The following is a 3,874-nucleotide window of genomic DNA, read 5'->3' on the forward strand; positions in this document are numbered from 1 at the left end:
GGATTTGAGCTGGTAGAATGCCTCGCCAATTCCTGCCCCACAGCCCGATCATGACCTCGACCACCAAGCCTTCCACCCCAAACATCGCCATTATCGGCGGCGGCCCCGCCGGCCTCATGGCGGCCGAGATGTTGAGCCAGGCCGGCCTCAAGGTCGACCTGTACGACGGGATGCCATCGGTGGGCAGGAAATTTCTGCTGGCCGGTGTCGGCGGCATGAACATTACCCACTCGGAAGCCTTCCCAGCGTTCCTGTCGCGCTATGGTGAACGCGCGCCGAATATCGCCCCGCTGTTGAGGGGATTCGGCGCGGATGAGTTATGCGGATGGATTCACGGCCTGGGCATCGACACCTTTGTCGGCAGCTCCGGGCGGGTATTTCCTAGCGACATGAAGGCCGCCCCGCTGCTGCGCGCCTGGCTCAAGCGCCTGCGCGATGCCGGCGTGGTGATTCATACACGCCACCGCTGGCTTGGCTGGAATGCCGATGGCAGCCTGCGTATTGCCAGACCGGACGGGGAAAAGGCCCTACAGCCCGACGCGACCTTACTGGCGCTGGGAGGCGGCAGTTGGTCACGCCTGGGCTCCGATGGCGCCTGGATGCTGCCGTTGGAACAGCGCGGCGTGGCCCTCGCGCCCCTGCAGCCAAGCAATTGTGGGTTCGATGTGCCGGGCTGGAGCGATCTGATGATCGGCAAATTCGCCGGCACCCCACTGAAGAACATCGCCATCGGCCTTGACGATGACGTGCCACGCCTCGGCGAATGCGTCATCACCGCCACCGGCATCGAAGGCAGCCTGATCTATGCGCTTTCAGCGCGGATTCGTGAGGCCATCAACCAGCACGGCAGCGCGACCATTCATCTGGATCTGCTGCCAGGCCGGCCTGTGGATAAGGTTCTCCAGGCATTGAGCAAGCCGCGCGGTTCTCGCTCGATGGCCAAGCACCTGCACAGCCAGTTGGGGCTCGACGGGGTGAAGGCGGCGTTGTTGCGGGAACTGACTCCAGCCGATTGTTTTGCCGACATGGCGCAGCTGGCCCAGGTAATCAAGGCCCTGCCAGTGACCCTGCTGAAAACCCGTCCGCTGGACGAAGCCATCAGCAGTGCCGGCGGCGTGACGTTCGAAGCACTCGATGAGCGACTGATGCTCAAGCAAGTGCCCGGCGTTTTCTGCGCGGGAGAGATGCTCGATTGGGAAGCGCCGACCGGCGGGTACTTGCTTACGGCATGCTTTGCCAGCGGTCGCGCGGCGGGGTTGGGGATGGTGGAGTGGCTACAGCGCCAGACTTGAAATCTTTGCTGTCGCCTTCGCGAGCAGGCTCGCTCCCACAGGGGTCGGGCGCTGGACACCAGAGCGGTGAACACCACAGAGCCTTTGTGGGAGCGAGCCTGCTCGCGAAAGCATTCTATCCGACGCAGCAACTCATCAAGGCTTACGCTTGCGCGGTCCGGTATTGAACACCGGCACTTTTCGCACAGGTTTCACCGAAGGCTCCACCGGCCCCGAGTCGCCACTGTCCACCCACTTGCCAAGGTTGCGCTTGCCGCCGCCCCCGGAAGCTTTCGGTTTCTTCGGCTTCTTCGGCTTCTTGATCACCTGGCCGCTGGCATCGGTTTCCGGCACGCGATGCTCAGGTTCGAAGTCCTGTTCCATTTGTCGGGGCAATGTCTGGCGGGTCAGGGTTTCGATGGCTGACAGCAGATTCACTTCATCGGCGCAGACCAGGGAAATCGCCTGCCCGGTGGCACCCGCGCGGCCCGTACGACCGATACGGTGGATGTAGTCCTCGGCAACGATTGGCAAATCGAAGTTCACCACCAGCGGCAAGTCCTCGATGTCCAAGCCACGGGCGGCGACGTCGGTGGCCACCAGGATCTGCACTTCGCTGGCCTTGAAACGATCCAGCGCACGCTGGCGGGTCGCCTGGGGTTTGTCGCCGTGAATGCCATCGGCGTTGACGCCCAGGCCCTGGAGTTTCTCCACCAGCGCATCGACGCCGTTGCGCGTCTTGGCGAATACCAGCACCTGCTTCCACTTGTGTTTGCGCATCAGGTGGATGAACAGTTCCGGCTTGCGCTTCTTGTCCACCGTCACCACCCATTGCTTGACGGTGTTGGCGGCGACGTTGCGCGGGCTCACTTCGATGCTCAGCGGGTCGTTGAGCATCTGCCCGGCCAGCAGGCGGATCGCATCGGAGAAGGTCGCCGAGAACAGCAGGGTCTGGCGCTTCTTCGGCAGGGCCTTGTAGATGTTCGCCAGTTCTTCGGAGAAGCCCAGGTCGAGCATGCGGTCGGCTTCGTCCAGCACCAGTGTCTGCAACTGGTTGAACTTCAGCGCGTTCTGGCGGAACAGATCAAGCAAGCGACCCGGCGTGGCAACCAGCAGGTCGACACCCTTGCGCAACTTCATCATCTGCGGGTTGATGCTGACGCCGCCGTAGACCGCGTAGGTGCTCAGCGGCAGGTTCCGCGCGTACTGACGCACGCTTTCATGGACCTGCTCAGCCAGTTCACGGGTCGGCACCAGGATCAGCGCGCGCACCGAGTTGGCTGCGACCTTCGGCCCTTCGGTAGTCAGCAACTGCAACAGTGGCACGGCGAAACCGGCGGTCTTGCCGGTGCCGGTCTGGGCCGCGGCCATCAAGTCGCGACCGGCGAGCACCGCCGGCATGGCTTGGGCCTGGACCGGGGTCGGCGTCTGGTAGCCGAGCGTCTCGAGGGCGCGCAGCAGGGGTTCGATCAGGCCAAGAGTGGCGAAAGTCATGGAGGTACCGTAGGAAAAATCAGCGCAGGGTGTGCAATGCGCAGCAGTTTACCCTAAATCAGGATTCGGCCGGTGCGGGCTTGGGCTTGCGCCACTGCGGCAACCCGATCAGCACCACGGCGCTGATAATCACCAGCATCGCCAAGGCCTCTTCGATACCGATGGTTTCCCCGGCGAAGACGATCCCCAACAGCACCGCCACCGCCGGGTTGACGTAGGCGTAGCTGGTGGCCGCGGCCGGACGCACATGCTTGAGCAGGTACATGTAGGCGTTGAAAGCGATGATCGAACCAAAGCCGATCAGATAGACCAGCGCGAACCAGCCTTCCAGCGGCGGCATGCTTTCCAGGCGCTCGCCACTGGCGAAGCTGGCGATCAACAGCACCACGCCAGCCACCAACATCTCCACGGCGCTGGCCATGGCGCCCGCCGGTAACTGCACGTGTTTGCTCAACACCGAGCCGAAGGCCCAGGACGCCGCCGCGAACACCAGCAAAGCGGCCCCGATCGGGCTCGATTGCAGGTTGGAACCGAGGTTGAGCATGGCGATACCGATCAGCCCCAATACAATCCCGGCCCATTCCAGACGGGTATTACGCGCGCCCCAGAAATATCCGCAGAGCAGGGTAAACAACGGCACCGTCGCCACGGCCAACGCCGCCACGCCCGAGGCCACGCCCATGTGCTCGGCGATACTCACCGCGCCATTGCCGAACGTCAGCAACAACACCCCGATCAGCGCCCCGGCCTTCCATTGCGCCCAAGTCGGCGCCGGTGCCCCGCGCCAGCGCAAGAAGCCGTACATCAGCGATCCGGCAATCACGAATCGAATCCCGGCCAGCAGCAAGGGCGGCCAATGCTCGACGCCGATGCGAATCACTAGGTAGGTCGATCCCCAGATGACGTACAAGGCAAAGAAGGCAGCGATCAATGGCAACGGAAAACGGCGTGGGCCAGGCATGTTCAGCTCGAAGTCAGGACGGTGAAACCTGTCATTCTAAAAAGGCAATCGGCAGAAATTAAGTTACAAAATCCGTTTATCCGAGCCATACACTTTTCAAAACACGGCAGATCTCAGATCAACACAACCCACCCTGTGGGGGGGGGGG

At 62.7% G+C, this 3,874-nt stretch carries 3 protein-coding genes; 1 reads left to right on the forward strand and 2 read right to left on the reverse strand.

Annotated elements, in window-relative coordinates; all coding sequences use genetic code 11:
• The first annotated feature begins 50 nt into the window (after positions 1-50).
• The gene (locus ACE04F_RS11700; protein WP_486106872.1) at positions 51-1,292 is read left to right on the forward strand and encodes a TIGR03862 family flavoprotein; all 1,242 of its coding nucleotides are present in this window, start codon (positions 51-53) and stop codon (positions 1,290-1,292) included.
• Positions 1,293-1,427: 135 nt separating this feature from the next.
• On the opposite strand, the gene rhlE1 is transcribed toward ACE04F_RS11700, so the two are convergent.
• Entirely contained in the window at positions 1,428-2,765 is a 1,338-nt protein-coding gene (gene rhlE1, locus ACE04F_RS11705; protein ID WP_486106833.1) for an RNA helicase RhlE1, read from the reverse strand.
• A 58-nt stretch (positions 2,766-2,823) separates the two neighbouring features.
• Positions 2,824-3,726, reverse strand: coding sequence for a drug/metabolite exporter YedA (gene yedA / locus ACE04F_RS11710; RefSeq protein WP_486106835.1), 903 nt, complete (start codon positions 3,724-3,726; stop codon positions 2,824-2,826).
• Positions 3,727-3,874 lie beyond the last annotated feature (148 nt).

This window comes from Pseudomonas sp. AGC41, assembly GCF_057334555.1.